This window comes from uncultured Vibrio sp., assembly GCF_947488985.1.
In the GTDB taxonomy this organism is placed as follows: Bacteria; Pseudomonadota; Gammaproteobacteria; order Enterobacterales; family Vibrionaceae; genus Vibrio.
In genome coordinates, this window is the sequence record NZ_CANLBV010000026.1 from 21102 (window position 1) to 47814 (window position 26713).

Genomic DNA, 26713 nt, shown 5'->3' on the forward strand with positions numbered 1-26713 from the left:
AATAAGAGATTTACTATGCGAATTATGACTCTGTTGATGTCCTTATTAGCGGTGTTATTGGCACCCATTGCATTGGCAAAAGAATATAAGATTGACAGCGATAAGTTGACGATAGGTATCACCCTCCAACCTTACTACAGCTACGTAAAAGCCGTGGTCGGTGATAAAGTCAATATTCTGCCTTTAGTGGATGCAGGTTTTAATCCGCACAACTATTTACCACAGCCGAATGACTTGAAGCGATTGAGCCAAATGGACGCTATTGTGGTCAACGGCATTGGCCATGACGACTTTGCACTCAAAGTGATTTCAGCAGCACAACGTAATGATTTAGTTGTGATAAAGGCCAACAAAGATGTGCCTTTGCTGCCTGCGTTAGGTCAGTCTGTTGGTCAAGGTGCCGTTAACCCGCATACCTTTGTAGGGCTTTCTACAACCATTCAAAATGGTGTACACCATCGCGAGCGAAGTCTCGAAGCTCGACCCAGATAACGCGGTTTATTATCGTAAAAATGCCCGTCAATACGCTAAGCAATTTCGCTTTATGAAGCGTGACGCGATGTTGTCACTTGGCGAGCTTGATACATCAGGCATGAAGGTCGCGACTACTCATAACGCGTATGGTTATATTCTGCAAGAGTTCGGCGTTGATGTAGCAGCAGTGATTGAGCCTGCACACGGTGTCGAGCCAAGTGCTAGCCAGTTAAAAGAAACGATAGAAAAGATCCGCGCCTCAGACATTGATGTGCTGTTTTACGAGCTGAACATGCCAAACCGTTTCGTCGATACCATTGAAGCGGAAACTGGCGTACAGCTTTACCGTTTTTCACACATGACGCACGGTGAATATCAAGACGACAAAGTTGAAGTTGAGATGAAGAGCAACCTAGAAACCTTGATTGAAGCGATGAAATTTGCTGCGGATAATCAAGCTCAAAGCGGGAATGCATAATGCTAGGCCCATCGATTTCAATCCATCAACTTGGTCTGCAATACGGCAATAACGTTATCCTTGATGATATCTCACTTGAGCTTCAAGCTGGTCAGTGTCATGTGATCATGGGACCAAATGGTGGTGGTAAAACATCGCTGTTGCGCTCGGTGCTTGGTCTTACTCCGTTTTCAGGTCAAATCAATATTCAGTGGCCAGATAAGCCAAGTATTGGGTATGTTCCGCAAAAAGCGGCGTTCGAGTCGAGCTTACCTCTAACGGTGATGGACTTCGTTCTGCTTAACCAAACTCGAACTCCGCTATTTTGGCGTCGTAAATCCAAGCAGTTGGATCTGGCATTAGCACAACTTGATCGCGTGGGGATGGCGACTCGTAGCGACCGTCGTATGGGGCAGTTATCAGGTGGTGAACAGCAACGCGTGCTGTTTGCTCAAGCTTTATTGGATAACCCAAGTTTATTGGTGTTGGACGAACCCACCACAGGTATGGACGAGCAGGGCGTTCGTTATCTTGAATCGCTGATTGGTGAATGTGTCGATGAAGGCCGTACCATTGTTGCGGTTCATCATGATGTCACCGCCGTACGTCGACTCGACGCAAACGTACACGTTGTCAATCGATTGTTGGTTGAAAGCGGCCCTCATCAGCAAGTGCTGCATCCAAGTAAAATCGAGCGATTATTCCAGCATTACAGCAGCGGTGCTACCTTGGCTCAATCGAAGGAGGTAGCGTAATGGAATGGTTACGACACCTTGCTCTCAGTGGAGTTGAGGCGGGCTGGTTATCCGACAGTTTCATGTATGCCTTCATGGTCAATGCCTTGGCGCCGCTCTATTGCTTGGCCCATTATTAGGTGGGCTTGGCACCTTAGTGATTGCCAAGCGTTTGGCATTTTTCTCCGAAGCGGTCGGTCACGCGGCGCTAACCGGTATTGCCATTGGTGTGTTGCTTGGTGAGCCGCCAGAAAACCCAATTATTGGCCTGTTTAGCTTTTGTATGATCTTCGCGCTGCTTCTTCATTTTGTAAGAAACAGAACTAATGTGCCATACGATACCTTGGTCGGTGTTTTTCTTGCGCTGGCGTTAGCGGTCGGTGCGGTATTGCTGATGTACGTCGCACGTAAGATCAATATCCACATGCTGGAAAACGTCCTGTTTGGCTCGATTCTCACCGTGACCGACCAAGACTTAGCGATTCTCGCAGTCAGTTGTGCATTGATCATTTTATTCTTGATACCAACATTCAATCGTATTCTTCTAACTTGTATCAGCCCTGATATTGCCAAAGTGCGTGGGTATAACACCTGCTTCTACGACTACTTGTTCGTCATGATGATCACTTTAGTGACGATAGCTGCGGTGAAGATTGTCGGAGCGGTTTTGGTTGGAGCATTGTTGCTGATCCCAGGGGCGACGGCTCGATTGCTGACCAAGCGAATGGGCAGCTTTGTTTTATTGTCTGCACTGTTGGCAACCATCGCCTGCTTAGTTGGCACAATACTGCCTATGGAGCTCAAATTGCCCGTGCCATCGGGTGCTTCAATCATCATCGTTTCTGCGACATTTTTCCTTGCGGCAACGCTATATAGAATTGTAAAAAAGGCATAGTCATGACTTGTTTAATCCATCGTCTCTTAAGTTCAGTCAAAGCAACGATTCAAATGAGTGCATTTGGCAGTATGTTGTTGCTAGGTGGCTCAATGGTGTCTGTTAATACCCATGCTGAGGATATCCTCACCAGTACACCCGTGACTTATGCATTGGCGACAGAGCTAACCCAAGGCACCGACATTACAACAGAGTACCTACCTCCAAAACGCTACGGTATTGGTAGGCTGCCGAATTGGTTTGCCACTAAAGGTGCAGGAAAGGTGTTGAAGTCGGGTCAAAAGGCGACGGTAGCCGTAACCTTGTCGCCCATCTGGCAAGATGATCCAACCTTTATTTACGCTCGGCAAGGCAACGTCCGATTGGTTGAGGTTGACGCAGCGCAAGCGATCACACCGCGTGCGCAAGGCGTGGCGGCGCTGACTTTAGCCAATGGTGAGGTGTCTAAATACGCGTGGTTAAACCCAACCAACTTAACGCGCATGGCAGCCATTGTCGTTGATGACTTTAAACGATTGTGGCCAGCACATGCTGACACTATCGATAGCAACCTGCAACGTGTCACATTGCAGGTACGTGAACTGATTAGCCAGCAACAAGCGGTTTTATTGGATAACGAAGTTGATTCTGTTTTGTTGCTTTCACAAAGCTTGGAAGACTTTGCTTCTGGTAGTCAACTGTTTGTTGAAGCACGGATGTTTAAAGCGGAACTGGAATGGACAGAGCAAGACAAAGCCAAACTTAAAGCAATCTTTTTACAAGATGACGTACTATGGTTAGTGACCGCGAAAAAGCCAAGCAATTTGATTAAGTCTTTAGTGCCTAACGACCGAATCCTCGTGGTCGATTCCGTTGACCGTTGGGGAAGTTCAGGCATTACCACACAAACGCCGTTTACACGCTGGGAAGTGAGGCCGTTTAAGGGTTAGCGTTTAAGAGGTAGCGTTTTGACGGACTAACTCGCGAGAGAATAAATAGCGCGATCAAAAAAGCAGCCTCTATTTAGGCTGCTTTTTAGTGCTTGTCCGTTGGCTCTGGGCGGAGTCTTTGGCCAAAGAGATATAGAGTAAAGTGCTTACTCAGCTGTTGGCTTTTGCTCAGATTCAACTGCCGTTTCTTGACTATCGACGTTCATTTCAGCAGCGCCTTCTGTTTGCTCTTGAGCCGCTTTTGCTTGCTCTTCCGCTTCCATTTTTGCGCGTTCAGCTTTAGAAATGTAGCGAGGCTTGTTACTACTATGCATTTTTGAATTCGCTTGTTTCTGCTTCTTTTTTAGAATTTGATTGATTTTCTTCTTACGGTTCATTGATGCATAGCCTTGTATTTAGTTTAGGCGGTGGAGGATAATCATTTTAGGCCTAGAACTCAATATTTGAATGGCATTAGTCGGGAAATATCAAAATACTGATATCAATCATCCTATGGTAATCAACGCCTCTGGTAAGATGTGACCAGTCTCGTATTGCTACATAATTGCGTTATCGCGGTATTACGTTAAAGCATTATTGAGACCAGTGCATGACTTACTGTCGTACGTTACTTTCCAACGGGTTTATCTGGGTAATTAATCATGTTCCAATATAATGACACTCCGCAAGACTATATTCTACAAGGCGAGCTTGCAATGGAGTACAAAACCGTTATTGCGATGGTGCACATCTATTGCAAAGATCACCACAGAGAAGTTCGTCAGAATAACGCGTTATGTGAAGAGTGTGAGCAACTGTTGCGTTATGCCAAAACACGATTGGATAGGTGCCCTTATGGCGAAGCAAAACCGACCTGTAATCAGTGTCCGATTCATTGCTATAAACCTGACCCGAAAGAGCAAATGCGTGTAGTGATGCGCTATGCGGGACCAAGAATGTTACTTAAACATCCTATTTTAGCGATTCGGCATATCATTCATGAAAAAAGAAAAGTACCTGAAAAGCTACTGCCAAATGTGTCGAATCGACATATCCGCATGAATAAGAAATAACTGGCACTTTAAAGTAATTACTAAACAAACGAAAAAGGTCTGATTTCTCAGACCTTTTTTGATGTAGGTATGTTTCTATCTAAGCTTGAATTTAGCTAGGTCACTGTAACTTAAGCCGCCTGTGGCTCTTCATAGGTCACGGTTAAGTTGTTGATCCAGCGTCTGCTCAAATAACGGTGTGAACAAATTGCCAGTTTCACCACTTCTTCTACCAACATCAAACCATAGATGTATTTGAAATCCCATCCAGCGACAAACGCGCCGTAAACACATACTGGAATACCGACCATCCACATCGCGATGAAATCCATACGCAGGCAGAACGCATTATCGCCACCAGCGCGAATAATACCGTTGATGATCACCATATTCAGCATACGAATCACCACAGCAAAACACATAATGGTCATTGCAGGTGAAGCGAGTGGGTAGAGTGCATCTGCAGAAAGGTTAAGCCATGTAAGAGCATGCTCTTTGCCCATAAACAGTAGCAATCCAACAACCGCGCCAAATCCAACGACGGCTTTAATGAAGGTCAGCCCCATACTCATTGCGTCATCAAACTCATCACGGCCTAATGAATGACCAAGCAACACTGAACATGCCACCGAAATACCAAAGAAAATCGAGTAACACAACGACTCAAACGGCGCGAGCATAGAGAACACGGCAAGTTCCGTTGTGCCCATGTGACCGAAGATCATTTGGTACGCCATGGTACCCATTGCCCATAACACGGCATTCATGGTGAGTGGCAAAGCAATACGACGGTAAGACAACCACAATGACGGACGATGTGGTGAGCTAGGCGTGGTCAATAACCAATGTTTACGCATACGCATGTAGCCATACATCAAGCCCACTTGAATCAAGCGCGCCAAAGTTGTTGCCAATGCCGCACCTGCAACACCCATTGCTGGAATACCGAAGGCACCTTTAATGAGTACGAAGTTAAGTGCGATGTTAAGGGCAATCGTCACCGCACCAAGCAATAACGGAGTTACGGTGTCACCTGATGAGCGCATGCTTGCTTCTACCACGACGACAATATGAGTCAGCAGCAGAACAGGGAATCCATACCAAAGGTAAGTTGCGCCAAGTTCAATCACGGCTTGATCGCTGGTTTGCAACATCATTAAAAACTGAGAACCAAGAGTGATGATTGCAGTCACAGGCAGCAGAACTTTTAAGCCAAATACCATCGCGATAGACGATACTGTGCGCGCGCTTTTGCGGTCGTTCTTTCCCCAATATTGAGCGACTAATGTTCCGTTTGCTGAGGCCAACCCTGCCATAATCATAATAGCAACGAAGTGCCATTTTGATGCAATTCCCACAGCGGCAGCTGCTTCCATACCGAAGTCACTGACCATTAATACGTCAGCAAGGGCAAGAATAGCAACCAGCGCACTTTGCAAAGCAACAGGCAAACCAAGTTTAACAATACGAAGTAAGATGCTCTCTGGCTTGTTATTCATAGATGAGTTAGGGTTGATGTTAGTTGTCATAAGCTCTCCGATTTATGGCAGAACTATAGTGATTTGAGCGAAGTAACAACATGTTTAAAAAACAACAAAACCTGTGCAAATCCGTCATTGATTCATTGAGACCAAAATCAACGTGGCAAGATGATGTTTTTCTCGCGGAACAATGTAAAGAACGTTTTTTGACCGTTGAAGATATCCCGGAAATGAAAAACTGTGGTGTCTACATGGGCGGTATGGCAAAGCTGCATGACGCGTATTGGGTTGAACGTGAATCTGTAAATGTTCATACGTTGATTTTTACACAAGAAGGGGGCGGAATCCTAACCACCGCAACCTCAGTACAAGCGATTACGCCATACACGCTGGTGGTTCTTCCTGCTGGAACCCCATTTCGCTTTGAATTAGATCCTCAATACAACTATTGGAAAATGGCGTGGATGCTGACGCCTGATACCCCACAGTGGCAACATATCGCGAGCTTGGGTCAGAGCATTGTCCCTTTTAGCGAGTGCGAACAAATCTGGTCACTAATGAACTTGGTTCACTTTGAAATTGGCGGCAGGGCCAGTTATCGAAAACTACTGATGAGTGAAATCATTCGCACGTTAACAGGGTTTGAACCTAAATCGACTAGCACCACGGCACGTGTTCAGGCGTTATACAACGAAATCGAAAGCAGTCTGCATTTAGCGTGGACAGTAGCAGGCATGGCTGAACGAGTGTTTATCAGCGAAGAGCAGCTAAATCGAGTGACCAAATCTCTGTTTAATGTCTCTCCCCGAAGTAAATTGATCCAGCTTAGAATGGACAAAGCGACCAGCTTGTTGAAATCCCAAGATTGGTCGGTGTCCATGATAGCGAATCGCTTAGGCTACAAAGATCCCTATAACTTCTCGCATCGATTCAAAAAGCATTTCGGTCTGTCACCCAGCCAATACAGAAAAAACGACCGATTCGCAAAATAAAGGCAGTGCTTGTCTCTATTTGACCAAAGTTTGACGCTTTTGGATCAGAGCTGATGACCAAAACAGATAGCTACTTGAGAAGAGCTTGATTAAGCCATTGATCAAATTGAGATTTTGGTAAAGCACCGTTAATCGTGTCGATACGTTTACCATTTTTAAATACCATCACAGTAGGAATACTTCTGATTTGGTACATAGCCGCAAGTTGTTGTTGAGCTTCGGTATCAATCTTTACGAATCGCACATCCCCTGAACGCTCTTTTGCTACATCGCTGAACACAGGTGCGAAGCCCACGCATGGGTTACACCATGTTGCCCAGAAATCGACAACCACAGGTTGTGAGCTGTTTAAAATTGACTGGAAATTAAGTGTGGTGCCTTCAATAGGAGCACCATCGAGCAATGCCGCTTTACACTTGCCACAGGTTGGGTTTTCTGAAATTCGTTGTGAAGGAACTCGGTTTACCCCATGACAAGAAGGGCAGCGTGTGTTGAATGTTGACATGACTTTCTCTTTTTATTAAGACTCTGCGTCTTACACGATTTACGGATCGAGCGCCGAGCGCTTATACTGTTTAAAACAAAGATAAGATACTTAAATAAAAACAAACAATAAACAGGTAAATGATGACAAAATTTTATGCTGAGATAACGGGTTGGGGAAAGTGTCTACCACCAGCCGTACTGTCTAATGATGATCTAAGTACTTTTATTGACACATCCGATGAATGGATTCAAACCCGTACTGGAATCAAGAATCGCCGCATCAGCCATGTGAATACCTCCGAACTTGGGACGGTTGCCGCGAAACATGCCATGGCGTGCGCTGGCCTAACTGCTGAAGACATAGATCTGGTGATCATAGCCACGTGTAGTCCAGATTCTCTTATTCCGAATACTGCATCTAAGGTTCAAGAAAATTTAGGCATTAAGAGTGCTGCGGCGTTTGATCTTAATGCGGCGTGTACAGGTTTTATTTATGGTGTAGAAACGGCAACCCGATTGATTCAAGCGGGCAACTACCGTAATGCGATCGTTGTTGGGGCAGAGCGCTTGTCATTCTTTATCGATTGGACTAAACGTGACACCGCTGTTCTTTTCGGTGATGGTGCGGGTGCAGTGGTTCTCTCACGTACTGAAGAGCAGGTTGGTTTACAAGAAGCCCAGATTGGTTGTGATGCGAAAGGGCGTGACATTCTCGCCGTACCTAAATTTGGTACTTCTATGGACCGCTTTGCTGCAGATAACGGTTACTGGGATTTTGATTTCGTTGGTAAAGAGATCTTCAAGCGCGCGGTGAAAGGTATGGGTGCAGCGGCGCACACTGTGTTGAGCCGCACTGGTATTTCAACCGACAACATTGATGTTGTCATTCCACATCAAGCCAATATTCGAATTATTCAAACCCTGTGTGATATGGCAGGAATCGAGCGCGAAAAAGCGTTTGTGAACATTCAAGATTACGGTAATACATCGGCAGCCACCGTCCCCATTGCCCTGTGTGAATCGCTAGAACAAGGTTTTATTAAGCCTAATGCCAACATCCTTGTTGCGGCATTTGGTGCGGGATTAACGTGGGGTGCAGGTCATATAAAATGGGGTAAGCGGGTTGAACCTCTCGGTCAATCTGATGCTCGGCTACCGGATGTAGATCAATCGGCTTTAGAGCTTTTAGAAAGGGCCATTTTACACTGTAAAACGCGTCCAAATTCAGAGATAAAATAGCGACATGATGAAAGTTCGTGCTATGACGGAAGCCGATCTCGATGGAGCGCCTTTGGTCCATCAAGCAACTTTTGTTCGGCAGAAGAACTCAAGGCTATGGTTACAACGTAACTTTAATGCATCACCGCGTTTTCTGAACTATGTGGCAGAAAGTGAGGGTGAAATCGTAGGTTATATCACCTGGGTACAGAAAAGCGGGTTTAGACCCGAAGCCGTGTTGGAGTTAGAGCAACTTGCTGTGTTACCAAGTGCTCAGGGAAAAGGGGTGGGAAAAAATCTGATCCTTGACTCTCTTCCGCAAATAAAGAAGCAGTTAGCAGAGCAAGGTTCAGTACTCAAACATGTGTTAGTGACGACCAGAGCGGACAATTTTGCACAACAGCTGTATATGTCGGCATTAGGCGCTGAAGTCGAGACCACGATTTCAAACTTATACTCCGCCGATGAAGTGTTAATGATAGCGCGCAATGTTGGCGATCGTATCTGATCGCTGACTAAAGAAAACATTACGTTAGATGGGATTACGCTGGACTTAATGCTTAAGGTTCAGTTTATGTAAGGGCTTTAGAATAACCAATACAGAGGACGGTATCCTACTTAAGAGATTATTAACTGAATTTATAAGGTAGTAACCTTTAAGTCAGTTGATATTTTTTGGGGAGATCTGCTTTGTTATCAAGTAAAGTGGTAATTGATGGCGTTTACGAAACGTCAAAAATGCGTGTTGAAATTCATGATGATGTTGTTATAAAAACTTTCAAGAAAGGTCGCAACTCACAACAACGGTATACAAGAGAAAAGAGAGCACTCAATCTTCTACTCGAAAAAAAGGGCTTCCCACAAGTTTCTGAGTGTAATGACGATTTATTACAAATTGTCATGTCGAGACTCAGCGGGAAACGGCCTGAGACACTCACTGAATCACAGGTTTATCAATTGAGAAAGTTAGTGCATGAATTAAATGCAAACGGTATTTCCCGTCATGCAATGCCGTTACGTGATTTTATTGTTGATGAAGATGGTAACTTGGGTATGGTTGACTTTGAGAGAGTATCCTTCAGAGGTTTTCGTTACTCTCCAATTTGGTACGCTGCACTAAAAGTTAACCAATACAATCTGTTGCGCTTGATAATGGCCCATCAGCCACAAGAATTAACAACAAGTGAATCCGAACTATTCAAAAAACTGTTATGGTTGAGAAATAACCTAACCAAATTGAAGCCTTTAAAAAATTCTGTTCGAAACTATTTTAAGCCAAATAAAAGTGATGACTAAGTCCATTAGTTTTGCATTCAGAGTTAGATGATTTCCACTATCTTACTCAATACTAGGTTAAGCGAGTTTTCAGTACGCGTTAAAGCGAATAAAGTTTATCGAATAAGTTTTGCATAAAAGAAGTAAAGCACGTAACAGACAACAAATGCGATCCCAAGGACATTATATTAGTATTGACTAAATTACATTTATTAGTAAACTCTAATTTAAAATGAGAACGCTGAATCAATAGACAATCTGTTATGGGAGAGCTCAGTGATTAATTTTATACCTTGGGATGCATTTTTTGGCGGCATGCTGTTAGGCATATCGGCGATTGTTCTGATGTTGGGGATCGGGCGCGTGGTGGGGATCAGCGGCATCGTTAGCCGACTATTGCCGTTAGCTTCAAATAACAGTGAAAACAAAACGGATAGCCAAGGCTCAGAGCCCGACGTTGAAAAGCATTGGCGATTGGCGTTTGTTGTGGGAATGGTCGCAAGTAGCTGGTTACTGATCCCAACGGGTTACCAATTACCTCAATTAGAGGAGATGAATCTTGCACTGGTCATTATTGCTGGGCTGCTGGTGGGCTTTGGCACCAAGATGGCCAATGGCTGTACCAGTGGTCATGGTATTGTGGGTATGGCGCGTTTATCTAAGCGCTCAATTATCGCGACTTGTGTGTTTATGGGAGGGGCAATGGCAACTGTCTTGCTCAAGCACTTTATTGGCTTGGGGGCATAATGAAAAACGCTGTATTTACTGTTGTTATTGGATTGGTAGGTGGTCTTCTTTTTGGCTCGGGTATGATCATCTCCGGTATGGTCGATCCGAATAAAGTACTTGGCTTTTTAGACATTACAGGCAACTGGGACGTGAGCTTAGCATTTGTGATGGGCGGTGCGTTATTGGTGTTTGCGCCTTTCTACCATCTCGTGATAAAAAAGCGCGCGAAAGCGATTAATGGTGAGTCATTGGATAGCAGTAATAACCCGCTGATAGACCGAAAGCTTATTTTAGGTTCAGCAGTCTTTGGTCTAGGTTGGGGGATAGCTGGCTTTTGTCCGGGTCCTGTGGTTACTAGCCTAAGTGGTGGCAACCCTACCATATGGCTGTTTATGGTGAGCATGGTGGTGGGGATGTGGCTTGCCGGTCGCACCAGTAAAACCTGCTAGCCATCGACTTATCGCTCATCAGATAGGCTTGATATGACTATTGGAGAGGTTGACTCGCTTTAAGTAAAAGCCAGTCAGCCTCTTTCTATATCGACTCTTTTCTATTGTCTGAAGTTATCTAGAATCTGCCTTTATCTAAGACCGATTGTTTGATTTAAGACCTACTGTTTGATGGTCGTTGATACAGGGCAATGATCGCTGAGTTTATAATCCAGTACATCTTGCGTTTCAAACACCTGCTGTTTGGGCGGTGATGTGTTGAGTGATTCGCTCACCACAATATGATCAATTACCGAACGGAACTGGTGTGTACGATGGTTGTGCCGGTTTGAGCGTACCTTGCAATCTGATCGGGTTTTTCTTGTTGCCAACTGAGCATCGGTATTTTGTGTTAAGTCTTGCCACATCCAATCTCTTGAATAGGCGAGGTTATGGTTGAAGTCACCCAGTATGATGTAGTCCTGATCGCTGCGTTCTCTTTGCTGTATCCACTGATTAAGCTGTTGAGCTTGCTCTTTAAGCCTTGAACAGTCTCGATTCGATTTATACGCACCGCTGCATCCCGCCTTTAAATGAACCGATAGCATATGAATCGGCTTGGTATTGGTTTCTACAACGATATAGCTTGCGAACCTTAGCTTGCTGTTCGCACTCGTTTCTAAGGGAAAGTCCGCGTAGTCGGTGAACGCAATGCCTCTACGTACCGCAAACCCTGTGTATTGGTTGACTTGCGGGAATTGGTGATGGTTGTTTTCGGGTAGCGCTCGGTCAGACATCAATATCTTGTATTGATGGCCCACGACACGTTGCATCGCTTTAACACTATCGACCTCTTGAAAAGCGACCACATCGGCATCTAACGATTGAAAATACCTTTGCAGCATATCGAAGTCGCTTTGGTTACGTTTGGAAGAAAATTTATTCACAGCCTCGTTGGTGGATAACCATTCGATATTCCAACTGGATATGCTCAAAGGTTCAGCAAATGCATGGCTACTGATCAACAAGCTCAATATCATCCACTTTTGAAGTCGTTTCATCCGATCTATCCCTAATTTTGTTTGTCGATATGGTTGAGCCGTTATCCTACAACACTTACCAAAAATTCAACTGTTTTTAGCAGTTTTTTTATTGTTACATTGTTTCTTTTTGTCTTGAGAACTAGAGTAATAATATTGAATTGATCTTAGTCAGCGTGCGCATTTTATTGATCCAAATCAACACTTGGAATTGGTGGTTCTCGTTAAATACGCCACAATATCTAGTGTCAGTTAAACGAAAAGTCGCTCTATATAGTGTGTTTGTGGATAAACCTGTGAATACCTTAAGAGTAAGGAGAAGTGGTGAAATCAATCGTAATCAAGCGTGATGGCTCAAGAGCTCCATTCAGTAGAGATCGCATTCAATCTGCAGTGGAAGCCGCATCAGACAAAGCCGATAAGGAAATTGCTATTTATGCCCTGAATGTGGCATTGGCAGTGGAATTGAAGCTAGAAGACTACGATGAAGTTCATATCTCTGAAATTCAGACCATGGTCGAGAACGAGCTTATGCAGGGCCCATACAAGTCACTGGCTCGTGCTTACATTGAATATCGTCATGACCGTGACATCGCTCGTGAGAAGCAAAGTGCGTTAACGCGTGAAATCGAAGGCTTGATCGAAGAAAGCAATGTTGATCTTATCAATGAGAATGCCAATAAAGATGGCAAAGTGATCCCAACTCAGCGTGACTTGCTTGCGGGCATCGTCGCTAAGCACTATGCGAAAACGCACATATTGCCGCGTGATATCGTGCAGGCTCATGAAAGTGGTGACATTCATTACCACGATCTTGACTACGCACCGTTCTTCCCAATGTTTAACTGTATGCTTATTGATCTGAAAGGCATGTTAACGCATGGCTTTAAGATGGGTAATGCTGAAATCGACACACCGAAGTCGATCTCTACCGCGACAGCCGTTACTGCACAGATTATCGCGCAAGTCGCGAGCCACATTTATGGTGGCACCACGATCAACCGCATTGATGAAGTGTTGGAACCTTACGTGATGGCGAGCTATGAGAAGCATTTCGCGCTTGCAAAAGAGTGGGATATTCATAACCCTGAAGCGTTTGCTATCTCACGTACCGAAAAAGAATGTTACGACGCATTCCAGTCTTTGGAGTACGAAGTCAACACGCTGCACACGGCTAATGGTCAAACACCATTCGTTACCTTTGGTTTTGGTCTAGGTGACAGCTGGGGCTCTAAGTTGATTCAGCAGTCTATCTTAAAAAACCGCATTGCTGGTCTAGGTAAGAATCGTAAAACAGCGGTATTCCCTAAATTGGTGTTCGCGATTAAAGATGGCCTTAACCACCAGAAGCAAGATCCAAACTACGACATCAAGCAATTAGCACTTGAGTGTGCTTCTAAGCGCATGTACCCAGACATCCTTAACTACGACAAAGTTGTTGAAGTGACCGGATCATTCAAAACGCCGATGGGTTGCCGTAGCTTCTTGAATACTTATGAAGAAAATGGTGAGCTTATCCATGAAGGCCGTAATAACTTAGGTGTGGTTAGCCTGAACTTGCCACGTATTGCGATCAATGCACAGCGTGATATGGCGAAGTTCTACGAACTGCTTGATGAAAAACTAAAATTGGCTCGTCGTGCCCTAGAGACACGTATTTCACGTCTCGAAAACGTGAAAGCACGTGTTGCACCTATCCTATATATGGAAGGGGCTTGTGGTGTACGCTTGAAAGCGGACGATTCAATCGCAGATATCTTCAAGAACGGTCGTGCATCGGTTTCTCTAGGCTATATTGGCATCCACGAAGCCATGACAGCACTGTACGGTACTGACGTTCACCTCTACGACGATGTTGAAATGCGAACTAAAGCGCTTGAGTTAGTCGAGTACATGAAGCGCGAAGTGGAATCTTGGACTAAAGAGACGGGCTACGCATTCAGCTTGTACGCGACACCAAGTGAAAACTTATGTAGTCGCTTCTGCAGCATCGATACTAAAGAGTTTGGTGTGATTGAGGGGGTAACAGACCGTGGTTACTACACCAATAGCTTCCACCTAGACGTTCAGAAGAAAGTGAACCCATACGACAAGATTGATTTTGAGATGCCTTATCCTGATATCTCTAGCGGTGGCTTCATCTGCTACGGTGAATTCCCGAACATGCAGAAGAACATTGAAGCACTAGAAAACGTATGGGATTACAGTTATACACGTGTCCCTTATTACGGAACCAATACGCCGATCGATGAGTGTTACGAGTGTGGTTACACCGGTGAGTTTGACTGTACTAGCAAAGGTTTTACTTGTCCTAAGTGTGGTAACCATGACTCGACTAAGGTATCGGTAACACGCCGCGTTTGTGGTTACCTTGGTAGCCCAGATGCTCGACCATTTAACTTCGGTAAGCAAGAAGAAGTGAAACGTCGCGTTAAGCACCTTTAGGTGACTGAAAGGTCAGCATAAACAAAATGGGCATCGAACTGAGTGTCGGTACCCATTGTTTGGTTGAGCAAAACACAAATCACTAACGGCTAGGCTTTTATAAAGAACCGGCTTCAGTATCAAACATTAAGCAATAACGAGTTATCAATACTGCCCTATGAATTATCACCAATATCACCCGATTGACGTAGTAAACGGCCCCGGTACACGCTGCACATTGTTTGTGTCGGGTTGTGTACATCAGTGCCGTGGGTGTTATAACCAGTCGACGCAAAGATTGGATTCAGGGCACTTATTTACTCAAGAGCTACAAGACCACATCATCGCCGATCTCAATGATCCGCGAATCAAGCGCCGAGGTTTATCGTTGTCTGGTGGTGACCCTTTGCATCCTGCCAATGTGTCTGAAGTGCTTAAGCTCGTTCAGCGTGTTAAAGCAGAATGTGAAGGCAAGGATATTTGGCTGTGGACTGGCTACGAACTTGATGAGCTGGATGACAAACAGAAACAAGTGCTGGAATACGTTGATACTTTAATCGATGGTCGTTTTGAGCAGGATAAAGCGGATCCCATGTTAGATTGGCGTGGTAGCTCAAATCAGATTATTCACCGATTCCAATTGTGATGGGGTAGGACAAACGCATCTTGTCCATCACCAAGCACATGATTAGTCTCAGCCTCAGCACTGAGGCTTTTTTGTTGTATAGCTCTCTAGATTCAACATTCACTTGAATTTTTAAGGCTCTGGAGTCGCGAACTGCAGGGTGCACAGGCTTCAACTAGGGGGATCGCCTAAAAATCCGCACTATGATGAAATTCTATTTCTTAAATTGTAAATAAAATGATAAGTTGAGTTCATTACTTGAATTTCAAAGGGTTGTGAGTTTCATGTTTTCACATCTACCAAAACCAACATTAGATCCTATTCTATCTCTTTCCGTTGCCTACCGTGGCGATACTCGTACTAACAAAGTCGACTTAGGCATTGGCGTTTATAAGAACGACCAAGGCGAAACCCCTATCATGAAAGCCGTTTCAATGGCTCAAGATATTGTGGTTGAAACGCAGAAAACCAAAGCCTATGTTGGCCTAGCTGGCTGTGAAGAGTTTAATCAGAGCATGGTTGAGTTGCTGCTTAAAGGCACGTCAGCTATGGATCGCGTTGCAGCGATTCAAACACCGGGCGCGAGCGGTGCACTTCGTATGCTTGGCGATTTAATGAAAGTGTCTCAACCAGACACCACCGTTTGGATCTCAAACCCAAGCTACGTTAACCATAAACCCGTTATGGAAGCCGCAGGCTTAAAAGTTCGTTACTACCAGTATTTCAGCCCTGAAACCAAGCAAGTTGATACGACAAGAATGTTGGATGACCTATCAAAAGCTGGGCCATCAGACGTTGTATTACTTCATGGTTGTTGCCATAACCCAACGGGTGCTGATATCGATTTTGAGGCGTGGCAAGCAATCACCAAGTTATCGCAGAAAAATGGTTTCTTACCGTTTGTTGATATTGCCTACCAAGGCTTTGGTGATGGCCTAGAAGAGGACGCAAAAGGTCTTCAACATATGGCTAACAACGTCGAGGAGATGTTGATTACAACCTCTTGCTCGAAAAACTTCGGTCTATACCGTGAAAGAACGGGGGCAGCGATTGTGATTGGCAAGAACAGCGAACACGTTGCCAATGCCAAAGGTAAGCTTCTGACGCTTGCTCGTTCAACTTACACTATGCCGCCTGATCATGGTGCTGCTTTGGTTAAGACCATTCTTCAGAGCCAAGATCTCACCACGACCTGGAAGCAAGAGCTGAGTCAAATGCAGCAACGTTTGCTGAAACTTCGCCAAAGCTTATGTGATGAATTGCGAAATACTTATAACACGTCACAATTTGATTTCATTGAAAGCCATAAAGGTATGTTTACTGTACTAGGCTTTAAAGAAACCCAAATGAATCAATTACGTGAAGAGTATGGGATCTACGGTGTTGGTGATGGACGCATTAACATTGCAGGCCTTTCGGAATCTCATATTCCTTACGTAGCCCAAGCGATAGCCAACGTATCAAAATAAAAGGTGACGGAATGTATAATTGGAAAGCGATTATAACCCTAATGTTAAGTGGCGGCCTGTTTGCGTGTTCAACCACGACTCAAGCCCCTGTTGAACCTGCTCCGAAGCCTCAGGTCGAGCAACCCGTTGTCGATGATTCGCCTAAAACTGACGTCACTAAAGAAGACGCTGTTAAAGAAGATGTTGTTAAGGAACCGGTAGAAAATCCGACTGAGGTGAAGCCAACAGAGCCAGAAGTGAAACCCGCTGAACCAGAAGTGCAGCCGGCACCGGTCGAAAAACCCGCTGCAAAAGTCACTCAGACAAGTGATGGCAAACTGATCCTTGGTGGAGAAGAGTGGGTATTTGTACCGGGTTTGGAAGACACGTTTAAAGCTCGCGTCGATACTGGCGCAACAACCTCTTCAATCAGTGCGATTGATATTGTCGATTTTGAACGTGACGGTAAAGAGTGGGTCAAATTCAAGATCAAACACGACGGTATCGAGACCAAAGAAATCAGCCTACCAGTAGAGCGTTGGGTTAATATTAAGCAATCGAGCTCTGAAGAGGAACAACGAAGAGCGGTGGTTGTCGCGAATATCCAAATCGGAGATCTAAAAGATAAAACCGAGTTTACGCTAGCAGACAGAACGCACCTTGCTTTCCCGCTGCTACTGGGGAGAAGTTTCTTTAGAGATATTGCTATTGTCGATGTAAGCCAAAAGTACATTCAACCGAAAATCACCAAATAGATTATTTGTAGCAATTTAGCGTTTATTGGTAATAATTTAGTGCTTATTGGTACTCATTTGACTTGATTTGAATGAGTACTGCTTATCGTATTAAACGCTTCTGTTTTTGATACCAGAGTCCCTGCTAGTTTAACTGGTGGGGATTTTTATTGGCTACGACTCTTGAGCCGTGACGTGCTGTGATTGCTCTAATCACTGATGCTGCTCCCTTCAGCAATGTTGCCTTAATTAGCAAGATTGCTCTAATAACCAACCAAATAGAGCTAATTTTACATTGTTCGCGATTTGTTCACTGTTTAACCTCGACAATGTGATCCCGATCTCTATATAATCCGCGCTTCGTTTTATGGTTAATCCATACATTCGTATTTCTTAATTTAGGTCATTCAATCCACCTAATCATTATCTATCAGTCCACGCTTAGGAATTAGTTCTTTGATATCTACCGCGAACATCACAATGCAATTTGGCGCAGAGCCGCTGTTTGAAAACATCTCTGCTAAATTTGGTAACGGCAACCGCTATGGTTTGATCGGTGCCAATGGTTGCGGCAAATCAACGTTCATGAAAATTCTAAGTGGCGCCTTAGCCCCAAGTTCAGGCAACGTTTCCATTACCCCAGGAGAGAAACTGGGTGTTTTGAGCCAAGATCAGTTCGCTTTTGAGCAATACAGCGTTATCGATGTTGTGATCATGGGTGACAAAAAACTGTGGGAAGTGAAGCAAGAGCGTGACCGTATTTACTCTTTGCCAGAGATGAGCGAAGACGATGGTATGAAGGTTGCGGAGCTTGAAAGTGAATTTGCTGAAATGGACGGCTACACAGCAGAAAGCCGTGCCGGTGATATCTTGATCCAAGCTGGTATCGAAGAAGAGTATCACTTCGGTTTGATGCAGCAAGTGGCACCAGGCTGGAAGCTGCGTGTGCTCTTGGCGCAAGCGCTATTTGCTAACCCAGAAATCCTGCTTCTTGATGAACCGACCAACAACTTGGACATTCACACGATCAACTGGCTTGCTGAAGAGCTAAACCAGCGTAAATGTACCATGATCATCATCTCGCACGACAGACACTTCCTAAACTCTGTGTGTACGCACATGGCCGATATCGACTACGGTGAGCTACGTGTATACCCGGGTAACTATGAGTACTTCCTAGAAGCATCGGGTTTGATCCGTGAACAGCTTCTCGCAAGTAACGCGAAGAAAGCGGCTGAAATTAGCGAGCTGCAAGATTTCGTTAACCGTTTTGGGGCAAATGCATCCAAAGCGAAACAAGCCAGTTCTCGTGCGAAGAAGATGGATAAGATCTCGCTTGATGAAGTTAAATCATCAAGCCGCATGAGCCCATCGATTGATTTTGGTGAAGGCAAGAAGTTGCACCGCCAAGCGCTGGAGCTAAAAGAGCTTGGTCACGGCTTTGATGGCGAAACACTGTTCGCTGGTGGTAATTTGCTGCTGGAAGCGGGCACACGTCTTGCCGTTATCGGTGAGAACGGTGTCGGTAAAACTACACTGCTGCGTTGCCTTGTTCAAGAGCTAGAGCAGAACCAAGGTATCGTTAAATGGTCTGAAAACGCATCGGTAGGTTACTGCCCACAAGATAGTACGGCGGACTTTGATAACGATCTGAGCATCTTTGACTGGATCTCACAATGGCGCACAGTGAAGCACGATGACCTAATGGTTCGTGGCATTCTTGGTCGTCTATTGTTTACTGCTGACGATGCCAATAAGAAAGCGCGCAACTGTTCTGGTGGTGAAAAGAACCGCTTGTTGTTTGGCAAGCTAATGATGCAAGACGTCAACGTACTGGTTATGGACGAACCAACCAACCACATGGACATGGAAGCGATCCAAGCCCTGAATGATGCATTGAAGATTTACACAGGTACGCTTATTTTTGTTAGCCATGACCGTGAGTTCGTATCTTCACTGGCAACCCACATCATTGATGTGAAAGACCAGCAGCTAGTGAGCTTCCAAGGAACCTATGAAGAGTACCTTGATCATCAGAAAAAGATGTTGATGGTTAACCTATAAAAGTGTATCGCTGAGCTCGTTATATATCGCTAGCTCAGTGATAAATAACTAAGATTGAGTTAACACCAAAAATTGAGTTAATACCAAAAACCCCCAAGCATTGGTTTGCTTGGGGGTTTTTATGTTTAATCGCTTGTGATTTTTAATAGCAGTTAATCTTAAATAGAACCGATCTATGGATAAACTTTTCGATTCAAAGCGTTAAGCGGATTCCACTGCTAATTGTAGGTCGACTTCAATGGGTTGAGGCATCGCGAGGTGGTAGCCCTGAAACATATCAAAACCCAGAGTCTGCATCTGTTCGAGTTGCTGCTGCGTCTCGATACCTTCAATCACCGTTTTGGCGAGTATAGATTGGGCGAGTGACATCGCGAGATCCATATCTTGCGTATCGCCATTTTCAAATTTGAGCATAACGGATCGATCGACTTTAATGATATCTGGAGTGATATGAAGTACACGCCTTTCTGTTGAAGCATGGGTGCCGAAATCATCAACCGCAATTTGGAAGCCTTTACCGGAAAGCGACGTTGCAGCAAGCTTGAGTTTTTCTTTACTATCCACGCTCAGTTCAACGAGCTCCATTACGATCTGCTCACATGAAAGGTTGAGTTCATTAAGGCGTTGAGCCAGCAAGCTCTCATTGATGTTTTCAGTGGCAAATTGCTCGCCAACCTTTGGCAGAATGTTTAGAAAAAGTTGAAGATGACGGACGGTCGATTGAGCAAAGTTACGGATGTGAATGGCGCGGCTCAGTCGCTCTACATTGACTTTATCAGTGCATGAGGTTTGTTGGGAATGAAAGAAGTTATCCGGGCGAATCATGTCACCTTTGCTATTCGAAATACGAACCAAAGCCTCGACCCCTATTTGAGTCATAGATGCATCGAAAATAGGTTGATAGACACTTCTTAATGTTAGGTTTTTATATTTAGCAATAAACTGCATATCGACATCCATGGATATACAGCTAAGAAATTCACTTCTGTTTGATAAAATCATAGTCGTAGTAAGGGCTTATTAATTGACGGACATACCTGTCTTAGCTGTCATGATATTGACATGTGTAATTAAATTGTCAATTAATAATAAACTCATTTGTGGCCGCAATACTTAAATGGATATTTTTAACCAAAAATCAGCATTAACATTGATATTAGTCAGGTAAATTAATTATTGTTCACTAGGGCTTGTTGCAAACTAAATGGCTGAACAGTGCTTTTGTACCTAGGTAAGCTAATGCAAGGTAAGATGCTCTAAAATAGAGAAAAATAGAGAAAAATAGAGAAAAATAGGGGATATAAGCTTAGCTTATGGATGCAGGTCAACGTTCTATAGCCCTTTGGGCATTGTATTCAAACCAAAATGATAGCTATCTCTCAAAATATGCTCGACGATCCAGCAAGCAATGATTTGATTGAAGATTACTTTAGTTCGTTAATTAATCACTATGAGGTCGGTTTTATAAAATATTGAGAGCGAGCTCTAGAAATTGACGTTTAATATCGAATGAAAAAATGTTGCCATATTTTTACTGCCATTGAAGCACGGCATAAAGTTGCAGGTATTTACGAACTAATTGCTGACTAGCTGAACGTTTTAATGGGTGACCAAATTTAATAAAACATGGGCTAATTTTAAAGTTGTGGTGTAAGTCGGAAGAAAATTGTGAATCGCTTTCTCTTAGCGTCACCCCTTGTTGGCTGTATTCGTTGATCTCATCTGGCAGTTCCCCCATCCACCAATGCAGCAGTTCGGCACTGCTCTTGCTTCGACTGATCCAATGGTCAGAGACGATAATCAATAGATCATTAGGCTGAATGGCGAATCCATACTCTTGCTGCCAGTTGTGAATGTCGAGCATCAGCTTTTTACGACAGGTTTTCCCAGCACTGACCATATGGTGGCTGATCATCCAAACGGTACCTATTTCAGATGAGATCCGAAAGTGGCGAGGGGTGTCACTAGAACAAAGCATTTCGAGTGGGCTGGTGTTACTGGCATGATTAAAACTGACGAAGGTATGTTCCATTCGGCGTGCAAAAGCTTTGCCTAGGTGATGCTCACTAATACCTTGATTGTGTACGGTAGGATAGTGGTGTTCACAGAGTTTTAGGCAATCGTCTTGAAACTGGTTAACGCATTTAATCACGAGATCTAATAACAATGAAGCCCCTTATACAAGTTTGCTTTTATTTCGGTTTAGGTTTCGAACAGGCTATGTTATGGATGGGCAATAATACGGCAGTTAATGGGCTATTACCTATCAGCAAAGTGCCAGTTCTTGATCTCGATATCAAAATTAGTGATTGTCTGGCATTTTGATTGATAGTACTGGTGCTGCGCGAGCCTCTATTCTAAATTATGTGCAATTCTAGCGACTTAGCATAATTCGACTTCGCTAATAACATGACTTAACTTACCCAATCTTTGGAAAAATTGATGACCATTGAACTCGACTCGAGACAAAAATCGGAACTTAGCGACACACTTCAAAAGTACATGCAAGATGAGCTCGATGTGGAGCTTGGTCAGTTTGATACTGAATTCTTAGTTGACTTCATCAGTAAAAAATTTGGTGCAGTTTATTACAACAAGGGGATACAAGATGCGCAAAAGGTCATGGAACGCAAAATGTTGGACCTCTCCGATGAGCTGTATGAAATTGAACAAATTGTTGAAATATAATTGAAATTTAATTTTATTTATAAGCGATTTAATCTAACAATAACTTGTTCAAAAAATTCGAATAACTTGTTTAATTTGAAATGATGTTATCAATGTAAAACTTAGTAAATAATATGTTGCATGAACTCGGTGTGGGGTACGCTTTTCAGTACGGCACCACTTGTTAACATTCGGAAGAGATGTATGGAAAACAGCGTTAAAAATTACAACCTTTTAGCAAGAGTAATGCATTGGGTTTCAGCATTGACAATCGTTGGCTTATTTGGCGCAGGGCTATGGATGGTTGATCTTTCATACTACAGCGAGTGGTATAAAACCGCGCCAGACTATCACCGTTCGGTAGGCATTCTTTTGGCGGGTATGACCATTATCCGCTTTGTTTGGAAGTCTGTGACCGCGTCACCTAAAGTAGAAGGTAAAAGCTATGAAGTGGCGGCCGCGAAGGTTGCTCACGGCTTTATGTACCTTAACTTAGCGGTTTTATTTATTTCAGGTTATTTGATCTCAACATCCGATGGCCGTGGGATAGACGTGTTCAATTGGTTTACCGTGCCAAGTCTGGGTGAACTGTTTGAGAACCAGTCTGATCTCGCAGGAACGATTCATTATTACGCTGCTTGGGTACTGATAATTATGGCTTCAGTGCATGCCTTAGCAGCAATAAAACACCACGTTATCGACAAAGACGATACGCTACGAAAAATGATAGGAGCTTCAAAATGAAAAAGTCAATTATCGCTACAGGATTAGCATTTGCTATGGCAATGCCTTTCGCTGCGAACGCCGCTGATTACGTGATTGATACAAAAGGTGCGCATGCTTCAGTTAACTTTAAAGTTAGCCACCTAGGTTACAGCTTTATCCAAGGCCGTTTTAACACATTCTCAGGTGATTTCTCATTTGATGAAAGCAACGTTGAAGCATCAAAAGTAAACGTAACTATTGATACAACAAGCCTTGATTCAAACCACGCAGAACGTGACAAGCACATCCGTAGCTCTGACTTCATTGATGCAGGTAAATTCTCCGACGCAACATTCAACAGCACAAAAGTGGTTGATAAAGGCGACGGCAAACTTGAAGTCATGGGTGACCTTAAACTTCACGGCGTAACTAAGCCTATCGTTATCGAAGCTGAATTCATCGGTGCTGGTCAAGACCCATGGGGCGGTGAGCGTGCTGGTTTCGTTGGTACAACTCGTCTAGAACTTGCTGACTTCAACATTCCAGTAATGGGCGCTTCAAGCTACGTAGATATGGATCTACACGTTGAAGGTGTAAAGAAGTAATCTAGCTATTGATGATTGTTGGCTGGTATCAATCTTTTATGTAACACCAAAAGTTAAATAGATACTTAGAAAGCAACAGTTAGAAAAAGAGAAAGGCGCAAAGTATTCACTTTGCGCCTTTTTATTATGGTAAATGGTAACGCGTTTCGATCTGTTTTGTGTCAAACCTTTAGTTGCGCTTTAATACCAATCGTAGTAAATAACTGGTCAGCCTAGCTTGTTAAAACGCTCGATAACTGCGTTAGAATTTTTGATTGTAGAATAACTACTTATCGAAAAATCCCGCCTTGTTCTCAAGCATTTTTCCTGCGCTATTTTTGATCACTTACTTACTGTGATTGGTATAAGCCACCATTTACTTTAGCCAGTCAACGTTGCCATGACTGATTTTCGAGGCAAACAACTAATCCCGAATTGTTCAACCTTGTCCTAGTTAGCTAACCACTTCCTAGTAAACAGTCGTTAGCTACACGCTTCCTAGTTAAACCGTTGCAAGTTAAACCCTTAGCCAGTTAAGCCGTTTCTAGTTCCGCTTTTGGAACCACGTTTAGGCGGTCACCGTAGATAGGGCGAAGTGCTTGCATCACCTCAGTACGAGTAAGAACACCCACCATCACACCGTTTTCCAATACTGGAAGCATATGTGGTTGGCTCACCTTCATCGCTTTTGCACGCTCTTCTAAAGAAAGAGAAGTCAGGCGAGTTGCGAAGCCCATGCTAGTCGTAGGGTACAGTTGCTCTTTGTCGATACATAGGAACTCAGCAACATCAACTAGCTTGTCGTTTGCATCGATTGCCACAACGTCACGGCTCATTAGGTCTACGACTTTTTGGCCTTTAGTTGGGATGTAATCTTGGCACCAAAGGTCAACCATTACGTCGTGAACAGAGAAGATACCAACAAGACGACCTTCAACATCGCAAACAGGAGCGCTAACAAGTTGAGCGTCTAAAAGTGAGTCAATTGCCACTGATGTAGGCATTTCTACGCTTAGTGTAATTGGTTGAGTGTTCATGATTTGCTTGATAGTCGTTGCTGTATTCATAGTGATTTCCTTAACTGACGTAATTTCTGTTGTTTGTGTAATTGCAGTAATTTTTGCTGCTTTAAGTTGTGGGCGACGGTAGATGCTCCAATTGGCTAAGCCGACCAATACCGAACCACCTACAATGTTGCCGATTGTTACTGGCACCAAGTTTGCGGTGACAAATTTCATGATGTTTAGGTCTGCGTACTGGGCTGGTGTTGCGCCAATTTGCAGCCAAAAACTCTCTGGTGCGAATGCTTGAATCGTTATGCCTAGTGGAACCATGAACATATTCGCCACACAGTGCTCAAAGCCTGAGCTAACGAACATTGCTACGGGTAATACGGTCATCATGGCTTTGGTCATGGCATTAGCAGAGCTGAACGTTAACCAAATGGCTAAACACACCAATAAGTTACAAAGCACACCCAAAGCAAAAGCTTGAACAGGGCTGTGGTGTAGCTTGTGTTGAGCAATATTCAGAGCATTTAAACCCCATTGCCCACCATCCAATTGATACAAGCCAGCTGCGCTTACTAGAGCCAAAAGGAACATGGCACCGATAAAGTTACCGACATAGACCTTGCCCCAAATAGACAGCATCTTAGTGAAGGTAATCTGCTTGTTAGCCCATGAGATGCTTGATAGCACTGAACTGGTAAATAGCTCGCCACCACAAATCACAATCAGGATTAAACCCATACTGAATGCAAGACCGCCGGCTAAGCGACTCAACCCCCATCCAGCATCAGCGCTGCCCGTGGTTACCGTGATGTAGAATAGAAAAGCAAGCCCGATGAATGCGCCAGCCATGATTGCCAAACTCAATGTCATGCTGCTGGTTTTATTTGCTTTGCTTAATGCAAACTTCTCTGCTTCCGCCATCATCTCTGTTGGTGAGAACAGTTGATGATTTTCAGAAGTGCTGGTTGCCATATCCCCCCCTTAAACAATCCGTCATGTGTAATTCCTAGTGTTAATGACTTGGTTAATCCGTAATGGTTAATCAGTAATGTTTTGCAGGGCTCGTTGTGTCCTGCCATTCCAGATTAGGGCGTTGAGGGTTAGAGGTAAAATTGATAATTTTTAAAAATCACATCAAATTTATTGATATAGATTTGGTTACGAGTAGAATGAAATCGATTGAGCATCGGCTTGATAAAAAACGAGCTTCAGGACACAAATAATTCAAAGCATTAAGGATGAATTTTGCGTTATTCATTAAAGCAACTCGCGGTATTTAATGCAGTGGCAGATTCCGGGAGTGTTAGTATTGCAGCAGACAAGTTGGCGTTGACTCAATCAGCGACAAGTATGTCTCTTGCACAGTTGGAAAAAATGCTCGGCAGGCCTTTGTTTGAAAGGCAGGGCAAGCAAATGGCCCTTACTCATTGGGGCATGTGGCTAAGGCCAAAAGCAAAGCGTTTACTGCAAGACGCGCAGCAAATTGAAATGGGTTTCTATGAGCAGCATTTATTGAGCGGAGAGCTTAAATTAGGTGCGAGCCAAACACCCGCAGAACACTTGGTTCCCGACCTCATCAGTATAATTGATAACAACTTTCCAGAGATGCGAATCTCACTCGGAGTACAAAGTACCGACGCTGTTATCGATGGCGTATTAGATTACAAATATGACTTGGGTGTTATCGAAGGCCGTTGTGACGATAGCCGAGTTCACCAAGAAGTGTGGTGTACGGACCATTTAACAGTGGTTGCATCCGCTCATCATCCGTTTGCGAAGCGTGAACGTGTCAGTTTGGCGCAGTTAGAGCAAGCGAAGTGGGTATTACGCGAACACGGTTCGGGTACTCGCAAAGTTTTTGATAGCTCTATTCATCATTTAATTGGTGATCTTGATGTTTGGCGAGAGTATGAACACGTTCCTGTTTTAAGGAGTTTGGTAGCAAACGGCCCATATTTAACGTGTTTACCTTATCTAGACGTCGAGCAGTTTGTTGAATCAGGTCAGCTTGTGACCTTGAATGTTCCAGAACTTGAGATGGAGCGTACGCTTTCATTCATTTGGCGTGCCGATATGGCAGAAAACCCACTAGCTGAATGTATTAAGCGTGAAGGCAAGCGCATGATGAAAGGCAAACGGTCGGTTCTGTAAGGTAGATTTGATAAAACAGTAATAACTAGGGCGTGTTGATCTTTCGTGAGTGTTTTTTAAACAGCATGGTAAAGAGTTATAATTTGCTTCGCCAAAAGTAAAACCATAACCAATACCATGCCAAGAACA

At 43.9% G+C, this 26713-nt stretch carries 25 protein-coding genes and 2 pseudogenes; 20 read left to right on the plus strand and 7 right to left on the minus strand.

Annotated elements, in window-relative coordinates; genetic code table 11:
* Positions 1-15 precede the first annotated feature (15 nt).
* The 4 genes and pseudogenes from Q1A70_RS08375 (at position 16) to Q1A70_RS08390 (ending at position 3489) form a co-directional block, all read left to right on the plus strand.
* A pseudogene (locus tag Q1A70_RS08375) lies at positions 16-952 on the plus strand (zinc ABC transporter substrate-binding protein).
* Positions 952-1686: a metal ABC transporter ATP-binding protein gene (locus tag Q1A70_RS08380; protein ID WP_299688959.1), complete on the plus strand. Its 735-nt coding sequence runs from the start codon at positions 952-954 to the stop codon at positions 1684-1686. Before Q1A70_RS08375 ends, Q1A70_RS08380 begins: the two are co-directional and overlap by 1 nt.
* Positions 1686-2560: pseudogene (locus Q1A70_RS08385) on the plus strand (metal ABC transporter permease). Before Q1A70_RS08380 ends, Q1A70_RS08385 begins: the two are co-directional and overlap by 1 nt.
* Before the next feature lie 2 nt (positions 2561-2562).
* Positions 2563-3489 carry an ABC transporter substrate-binding protein gene (locus Q1A70_RS08390; RefSeq protein ID WP_299688962.1) on the plus strand — a complete coding sequence of 309 codons (927 nt, stop codon included), beginning with the start codon at positions 2563-2565 and terminating at the stop codon, positions 3487-3489.
* Between the two features lie 146 nt (positions 3490-3635).
* Here Q1A70_RS08390 and Q1A70_RS08395 read toward each other — a convergent pair whose 3' ends face one another.
* Positions 3636-3866, minus strand: coding sequence for a DUF2986 domain-containing protein (locus Q1A70_RS08395; RefSeq protein WP_299688965.1), 231 nt, complete (start codon positions 3864-3866; stop codon positions 3636-3638).
* A 264-nt stretch (positions 3867-4130) separates the two neighbouring features.
* Between Q1A70_RS08395 and Q1A70_RS08400 the strand changes: the two genes are divergently transcribed.
* Complete coding sequence (locus Q1A70_RS08400) at positions 4131-4541, plus strand: nitrous oxide-stimulated promoter family protein (protein WP_299688968.1); 411 nt, start codon at positions 4131-4133, stop codon at positions 4539-4541.
* 110 nt (positions 4542-4651) lie between these two features.
* Here Q1A70_RS08400 and Q1A70_RS08405 read toward each other — a convergent pair whose 3' ends face one another.
* Entirely contained in the window at positions 4652-6049 is a 1398-nt protein-coding gene (locus Q1A70_RS08405) for an MATE family efflux transporter (RefSeq protein WP_299688970.1), read from the minus strand.
* A 50-nt stretch (positions 6050-6099) separates the two neighbouring features.
* Between Q1A70_RS08405 and Q1A70_RS08410 the strand changes: the two genes are divergently transcribed.
* Complete coding sequence (locus Q1A70_RS08410; RefSeq protein WP_299688972.1) at positions 6100-6993, plus strand: AraC family transcriptional regulator; 894 nt, start codon at positions 6100-6102, stop codon at positions 6991-6993.
* Positions 6994-7063: 70 nt separating this feature from the next.
* On the opposite strand, the gene trxC is transcribed toward Q1A70_RS08410, so the two are convergent.
* Positions 7064-7498 carry a thioredoxin TrxC gene (trxC, locus tag Q1A70_RS08415; protein ID WP_299688974.1) on the minus strand — a complete coding sequence of 145 codons (435 nt, stop codon included), beginning with the start codon at positions 7496-7498 and terminating at the stop codon, positions 7064-7066.
* A gap of 122 nt (positions 7499-7620) precedes the next feature.
* On the opposite strand from trxC, the gene Q1A70_RS08420 reads away from it, so the two are divergent.
* The 5 genes from Q1A70_RS08420 (at position 7621) to Q1A70_RS08440 (ending at position 11150) form a co-directional block, all read left to right on the plus strand.
* Complete coding sequence (locus Q1A70_RS08420) at positions 7621-8718, plus strand: ketoacyl-ACP synthase III (RefSeq protein ID WP_299689010.1); 1098 nt, start codon at positions 7621-7623, stop codon at positions 8716-8718.
* 22 nt (positions 8719-8740) lie between these two features.
* The gene (locus Q1A70_RS08425; RefSeq protein WP_299689013.1) at positions 8741-9205 is read left to right on the plus strand and encodes a GNAT family N-acetyltransferase; all 465 of its coding nucleotides are present in this window, start codon (positions 8741-8743) and stop codon (positions 9203-9205) included.
* 182 nt (positions 9206-9387) lie between these two features.
* Complete coding sequence (locus tag Q1A70_RS08430; protein WP_299688976.1) at positions 9388-9993, plus strand: hypothetical protein; 606 nt, start codon at positions 9388-9390, stop codon at positions 9991-9993.
* Positions 9994-10248: 255 nt separating this feature from the next.
* Complete coding sequence (locus Q1A70_RS08435; RefSeq protein ID WP_299688978.1) at positions 10249-10719, plus strand: YeeE/YedE family protein; 471 nt, start codon at positions 10249-10251, stop codon at positions 10717-10719.
* Entirely contained in the window at positions 10719-11150 is a 432-nt protein-coding gene (locus tag Q1A70_RS08440; protein ID WP_299688980.1) for a YeeE/YedE family protein, read from the plus strand. Before Q1A70_RS08435 ends, Q1A70_RS08440 begins: the two co-directional genes overlap by 1 nt.
* Positions 11151-11311: 161 nt before the next feature.
* Here Q1A70_RS08440 and Q1A70_RS08445 read toward each other — a convergent pair whose 3' ends face one another.
* Positions 11312-12190 carry an endonuclease/exonuclease/phosphatase family protein gene (locus Q1A70_RS08445; RefSeq protein WP_299688981.1) on the minus strand — a complete coding sequence of 293 codons (879 nt, stop codon included), beginning with the start codon at positions 12188-12190 and terminating at the stop codon, positions 11312-11314.
* Between the two features lie 303 nt (positions 12191-12493).
* On the opposite strand from Q1A70_RS08445, the gene nrdD reads away from it, so the two are divergent.
* From nrdD to Q1A70_RS08470, 5 genes are all read left to right on the plus strand, one after another.
* Positions 12494-14614, plus strand: a complete 2121-nt coding sequence (nrdD, locus tag Q1A70_RS08450) for an anaerobic ribonucleoside-triphosphate reductase (protein ID WP_299688983.1) — start codon at positions 12494-12496, stop codon at positions 14612-14614.
* Positions 14615-14771: 157 nt separating this feature from the next.
* On the plus strand, positions 14772-15239 hold the full coding sequence (gene nrdG, locus Q1A70_RS08455) for an anaerobic ribonucleoside-triphosphate reductase-activating protein (RefSeq protein WP_299688985.1): 468 nt from the start codon (positions 14772-14774) through the stop codon (positions 15237-15239).
* A 263-nt stretch (positions 15240-15502) separates the two neighbouring features.
* Positions 15503-16687, plus strand: coding sequence for an amino acid aminotransferase (locus tag Q1A70_RS08460; RefSeq protein WP_299688987.1), 1185 nt, complete (start codon positions 15503-15505; stop codon positions 16685-16687).
* Between the two features lie 11 nt (positions 16688-16698).
* Complete coding sequence (locus Q1A70_RS08465; RefSeq protein WP_299688989.1) at positions 16699-17421, plus strand: RimK/LysX family protein; 723 nt, start codon at positions 16699-16701, stop codon at positions 17419-17421.
* A gap of 435 nt (positions 17422-17856) precedes the next feature.
* Positions 17857-19464, plus strand: a complete 1608-nt coding sequence (locus Q1A70_RS08470; protein WP_299688991.1) for an ABC-F family ATPase — start codon at positions 17857-17859, stop codon at positions 19462-19464.
* Positions 19465-19665: 201 nt separating this feature from the next.
* Here the strand turns inward: Q1A70_RS08470 and Q1A70_RS08475 are convergent, their stop codons facing one another.
* The gene (locus tag Q1A70_RS08475) at positions 19666-20412 is read right to left on the minus strand and encodes an EAL domain-containing protein (protein WP_299688993.1); all 747 of its coding nucleotides are present in this window, start codon (positions 20410-20412) and stop codon (positions 19666-19668) included.
* A gap of 583 nt (positions 20413-20995) precedes the next feature.
* On the minus strand, positions 20996-21631 hold the full coding sequence (locus Q1A70_RS08480; protein WP_299688995.1) for a hypothetical protein: 636 nt from the start codon (positions 21629-21631) through the stop codon (positions 20996-20998).
* A 275-nt stretch (positions 21632-21906) separates the two neighbouring features.
* On the opposite strand from Q1A70_RS08480, the gene Q1A70_RS08485 reads away from it, so the two are divergent.
* The 3 genes from Q1A70_RS08485 (at position 21907) to Q1A70_RS08495 (ending at position 23441) form a co-directional block, all read left to right on the plus strand.
* A complete protein-coding gene (locus tag Q1A70_RS08485; RefSeq protein WP_299688997.1) occupies positions 21907-22152 on the plus strand; it encodes a DUF2164 domain-containing protein in 246 nt (81 codons plus the stop codon).
* A gap of 183 nt (positions 22153-22335) precedes the next feature.
* Complete coding sequence (locus Q1A70_RS08490; RefSeq protein ID WP_299688999.1) at positions 22336-22875, plus strand: cytochrome b; 540 nt, start codon at positions 22336-22338, stop codon at positions 22873-22875.
* Entirely contained in the window at positions 22872-23441 is a 570-nt protein-coding gene (locus tag Q1A70_RS08495) for a YceI family protein (protein ID WP_132763107.1), read from the plus strand. Before Q1A70_RS08490 ends, Q1A70_RS08495 begins: the two co-directional genes overlap by 4 nt.
* Positions 23442-23953: 512 nt before the next feature.
* Here the strand turns inward: Q1A70_RS08495 and focA are convergent.
* Positions 23954-25405 carry a formate transporter FocA gene (gene focA, locus Q1A70_RS08500; RefSeq protein ID WP_299689002.1) on the minus strand — a complete coding sequence of 484 codons (1452 nt, stop codon included), beginning with the start codon at positions 25403-25405 and terminating at the stop codon, positions 23954-23956.
* A gap of 273 nt (positions 25406-25678) precedes the next feature.
* On the opposite strand from focA, the gene Q1A70_RS08505 reads away from it, so the two are divergent.
* The gene (locus Q1A70_RS08505; protein ID WP_299689004.1) at positions 25679-26584 is read left to right on the plus strand and encodes a LysR substrate-binding domain-containing protein; all 906 of its coding nucleotides are present in this window, start codon (positions 25679-25681) and stop codon (positions 26582-26584) included.
* Positions 26585-26713: the final 129 nt, after the last annotated feature.

What these genes read in the sequence shown, in the direction of transcription:
- Q1A70_RS08380 (WP_299688959.1), top strand. Translation starts at nt 952, where the DNA reads ATGCTAGGCCCATCGATTTCAATCCATCAACTTGGTCTGCAATACGGC.
- Q1A70_RS08390 (WP_299688962.1), top strand. Translation starts at nt 2,563, where the DNA reads ATGACTTGTTTAATCCATCGTCTCTTAAGTTCAGTCAAAGCAACGATT.
- Q1A70_RS08395 (WP_299688965.1), bottom strand. Translation starts at nt 3,866, where the DNA reads ATGAACCGTAAGAAGAAAATCAATCAAATTCTAAAAAAGAAGCAGAAA.
- Q1A70_RS08400 (WP_299688968.1), top strand. Translation starts at nt 4,131, where the DNA reads ATGTTCCAATATAATGACACTCCGCAAGACTATATTCTACAAGGCGAG.
- Q1A70_RS08405 (WP_299688970.1), bottom strand. Translation starts at nt 6,049, where the DNA reads ATGACAACTAACATCAACCCTAACTCATCTATGAATAACAAGCCAGAG.
- Q1A70_RS08410 (WP_299688972.1), top strand. Translation starts at nt 6,100, where the DNA reads ATGTTTAAAAAACAACAAAACCTGTGCAAATCCGTCATTGATTCATTG.
- trxC (WP_299688974.1), bottom strand. Translation starts at nt 7,498, where the DNA reads ATGTCAACATTCAACACACGCTGCCCTTCTTGTCATGGGGTAAACCGA.
- Q1A70_RS08420 (WP_299689010.1), top strand. Translation starts at nt 7,621, where the DNA reads ATGACAAAATTTTATGCTGAGATAACGGGTTGGGGAAAGTGTCTACCA.
- Q1A70_RS08425 (WP_299689013.1), top strand. Translation starts at nt 8,741, where the DNA reads ATGACGGAAGCCGATCTCGATGGAGCGCCTTTGGTCCATCAAGCAACT.
- Q1A70_RS08440 (WP_299688980.1), top strand. Translation starts at nt 10,719, where the DNA reads ATGAAAAACGCTGTATTTACTGTTGTTATTGGATTGGTAGGTGGTCTT.
- Q1A70_RS08445 (WP_299688981.1), bottom strand. Translation starts at nt 12,190, where the DNA reads ATGAAACGACTTCAAAAGTGGATGATATTGAGCTTGTTGATCAGTAGC.
- nrdG (WP_299688985.1), top strand. Translation starts at nt 14,772, where the DNA reads ATGAATTATCACCAATATCACCCGATTGACGTAGTAAACGGCCCCGGT.
- Q1A70_RS08460 (WP_299688987.1), top strand. Translation starts at nt 15,503, where the DNA reads ATGTTTTCACATCTACCAAAACCAACATTAGATCCTATTCTATCTCTT.
- Q1A70_RS08465 (WP_299688989.1), top strand. Translation starts at nt 16,699, where the DNA reads ATGTATAATTGGAAAGCGATTATAACCCTAATGTTAAGTGGCGGCCTG.
- Q1A70_RS08475 (WP_299688993.1), bottom strand. Translation starts at nt 20,412, where the DNA reads ATGCAGTTTATTGCTAAATATAAAAACCTAACATTAAGAAGTGTCTAT.
- Q1A70_RS08485 (WP_299688997.1), top strand. Translation starts at nt 21,907, where the DNA reads ATGACCATTGAACTCGACTCGAGACAAAAATCGGAACTTAGCGACACA.
- Q1A70_RS08490 (WP_299688999.1), top strand. Translation starts at nt 22,336, where the DNA reads ATGGAAAACAGCGTTAAAAATTACAACCTTTTAGCAAGAGTAATGCAT.
- Q1A70_RS08495 (WP_132763107.1), top strand. Translation starts at nt 22,872, where the DNA reads ATGAAAAAGTCAATTATCGCTACAGGATTAGCATTTGCTATGGCAATG.
- focA (WP_299689002.1), bottom strand. Translation starts at nt 25,405, where the DNA reads ATGGCAACCAGCACTTCTGAAAATCATCAACTGTTCTCACCAACAGAG.